Here is a 2,616-nt window from a genome sequence, read left to right as displayed (position 1 = left end):
TGTTCTCCCTCAGAGCGGAATATCGTCGTCCATGTCCTCGAAGCCGAGAGATGGCGCGCTGCCTTCCCTAGCTTGCTTGTACTGCTGGCCGGAAGCCTGCTGCTTGCCTTCGCTATCGGCGCGACTGCCAAGCATCTGCATCGTCTCCGCGACAATCTCGGTGCTGTAGCGGTCTTGGCCGTCCTTGTCCTGCCATTTGCGCGTGCGGAATCGGCCCGAGATAAACACCTGCGAGCCCTTGGCGAGATACTGATTGCAGATTTCTGCCAGCTTGCCGAACGCGACTACCGGCACCCATTCCGTGCCTTCCTTGTCCTTCGACTTCCAGCCAACCGCAATGCGGAAGTTCGACACCGATTCCCCGGACGGCATTGCGCGGGACTCGGGATCAGCGCCGAGGCGGCCGATGAAATTGCATTGGTTCAGGTCGTTTGCCATGATTTCCCTTAAGCCGCCTTTTGGCGCAGTACACGTTCAAAATCAGCGACGAGCGCTGCGAATTGCATCAAGTCTTTCTCCAGCGCCTCGATGCGGTTGTCGTCTCGCTGGATACGGTGGACAGTCAGCGCGCGGCCGATGGGCTCAAGGGCAGGGCAGTACAGGCAAAAGTCCCAATATTTCCGGCCCGTAATCCACATGCCGCCGTCGCACTGGTCGTTGACATCAGTCGTGTCGCCCGACAACAGGATGGAGCGCAGCTTGTCCGGCGCAATGAAGCACTTGTATTCGGCGCCGCCGTCGCCATCAATGAAGCCGTCCGCACTGGCGCCGAACAAGCGGTCTTCGGTAGTGACGAAGCCCACTTCCTCGACAAGGGCGCCCGTCATTGCCTCATGCGCCCGGCGCGCCTCTGGCTCCAATTCGTGGCCGCGCTTCATTTGCCACGTCTCGAAGCCTTCGTCGAGCGCGGTACCGCTGATGCGCTCAATGGCGACTCGGAAGGCGTAGTCCTTTGCCGCTTCGGTGTAGTCGCCTTTGTTGGGGCCCGTCTTCAGACGCTGCCGGGCCAGCTTGAAATTGGATGCAGTGATGCAGCCAGCGCGAGCTGCATGCCATTCGGGGCTACCCTGTGGTGCACGATGAATGATCATTGTTGGCTCCCAGCAGCATCCATGGCTCGCACGAATTCGTCGTCAACGGGTGGAGGGTCAACAACCACAGTCGCCTCGGCCTCAATCGTGGTCTGCTCGCTGGCTTTCTCTTGCAGCTTGCGGCGATGGTCGATGACGGCCTGTTTCAGGCGGGCGTGGTCTGCTGGTTGCTTCGCCAGCTTCGCATTGTTTGCCTTCCAGTAAGCCAGCGCTTCGGCGTCAGTCTTGGTCGCCACAGCCGCTGCGATCATCGGGAGAACGTCGATCTTCTCCGGCGCATTTGCGGGCTGATCGAAGCCGATCCCCTCGCCACCATCTGTGTTCAGGTGGTGGATCGCCTGCTCAAGACGTTCCGTTTTGGGCCACAGCTTGTATGCCCGCTTGATGACGGTCTTTTTCGCCATCTCGCCAGGATCGGTTACCCACGGGCAAGACTTCTTCTTGTTGATCCACGCTTTCCAAGCGCTCGACCGGTCCCGAATGGCATTGACCTCATCAATCGTCATGGTGGTAGTCAAATAGTCGCCATCGGCGGTCTTGACGACGACATACACGCCGACGACTTCGCCGCGATCCTTGGCGAACGGATTGCGCTCGTGGGTAGGCGGCTTGTCGAAACCGTTGAGCGTGAACGCGTCCCCGTCATACACGAGTTCGGCTTGGCCCCAACGGATCGAGCCTGACCCGATAGCCAGGTCAAGAAGACCGATATAGCTGATGTCCAGGCAAATCTTGCCGTCACGAGGAACCAAGTACGCTTGCTTCTTCGCCGGGTTGAGACTGATCCCAATTGCCGCGATGTTTGTCACGGCATTGATGACAGACTGGCGATTGTTCTGCGCGATGCTCAGCGCATAATCGTTCGCGGTCAGGCTTTGGATAGCAAAGCCCGCTTCCCTCTCGAAGTTCAGAGAACGATCCGTCAGCACAGCGGCAAAGTCCTCGCGCGCCGAGTAGATGTCGTTCGTGATGATGGATAAAGCGCTCACGTTGTTCCTCGTATGCTCTTAGTGTTTCCGCCACGTCCTCAAGGTCTATGGCGTCGCCCATGTCATGCCACCAGCGGTTGATCCAGCCATCCCGCCAGACCCATCGCGCCGAGCAAGAACACGGTCACGATGACATCGGCGGCTTGCGGGTGTGCGTCCGCGAATTGCTCGAACCAGTTGGTCATGTCATTTTTCCTTCACGGGTTTTGCCAGCCCGCGCCACGGCGCTTGGATATTGCTCACAGCGACTTCCCATGCGGCAGCTTTCGGGGTGTAGCCGAACACGGTCCACTTCCCTCGACGGTATGCGCAGTACACGCTCACGGAGCCGTAGTCGCGCTGGTACACGCCGTCTCGCACCGGCTTCACGTCAGCCGGAAACCACGGTGTCAGTTCTTGTTCGCTCACAGCCAGCCCCTCACGATGTAGATGACGTTGGCCACCAGCAGCACGCCGATGGCGATCCACGCGCCGGTGCGAAAGCGCCGCAGGTTGCGCGCTTGCCGTGCGCGCAGGGCGTTGAAGTTCTCGATGTC

5 protein-coding genes are annotated in these 2,616 nt (G+C 59.6%); all 5 read right to left on the bottom strand.

Going from position 1 to position 2,616, the window contains the following annotated elements; translation table 11 throughout:
* Positions 1–9 precede the first annotated feature (9 nt).
* A complete protein-coding gene (locus AC6EI8_RS25970) occupies positions 10–438 on the bottom strand; it encodes a single-stranded DNA-binding protein (protein ID WP_498383323.1) in 429 nt (142 codons plus the stop codon).
* A gap of 8 nt (positions 439–446) precedes the next feature.
* Positions 447–1,091 carry a lambda exonuclease family protein gene (locus tag AC6EI8_RS25965; protein ID WP_498383322.1) on the bottom strand — a complete coding sequence of 215 codons (645 nt, stop codon included), beginning with the start codon at positions 1,089–1,091 and terminating at the stop codon, positions 447–449.
* Complete coding sequence (locus AC6EI8_RS25960; RefSeq protein WP_498383321.1) at positions 1,088–2,080, bottom strand: recombinase RecT; 993 nt, start codon at positions 2,078–2,080, stop codon at positions 1,088–1,090. Before AC6EI8_RS25960 ends, AC6EI8_RS25965 begins: the two co-directional genes overlap by 4 nt.
* Before the next feature lie 62 nt (positions 2,081–2,142).
* The gene (locus tag AC6EI8_RS25955; protein ID WP_498383320.1) at positions 2,143–2,265 is read right to left on the bottom strand and encodes a hypothetical protein; all 123 of its coding nucleotides are present in this window, start codon (positions 2,263–2,265) and stop codon (positions 2,143–2,145) included.
* 1 nt (position 2,266) lies between these two features.
* Entirely contained in the window at positions 2,267–2,488 is a 222-nt protein-coding gene (locus AC6EI8_RS25950) for a hypothetical protein (protein ID WP_498383319.1), read from the bottom strand.
* Positions 2,489–2,616 lie beyond the last annotated feature (128 nt).

It is taken from the genome of Cupriavidus sp. R6-3 (assembly GCF_059772245.1).
This window is presented reverse-complemented; position numbering and strand designations above follow the sequence as displayed.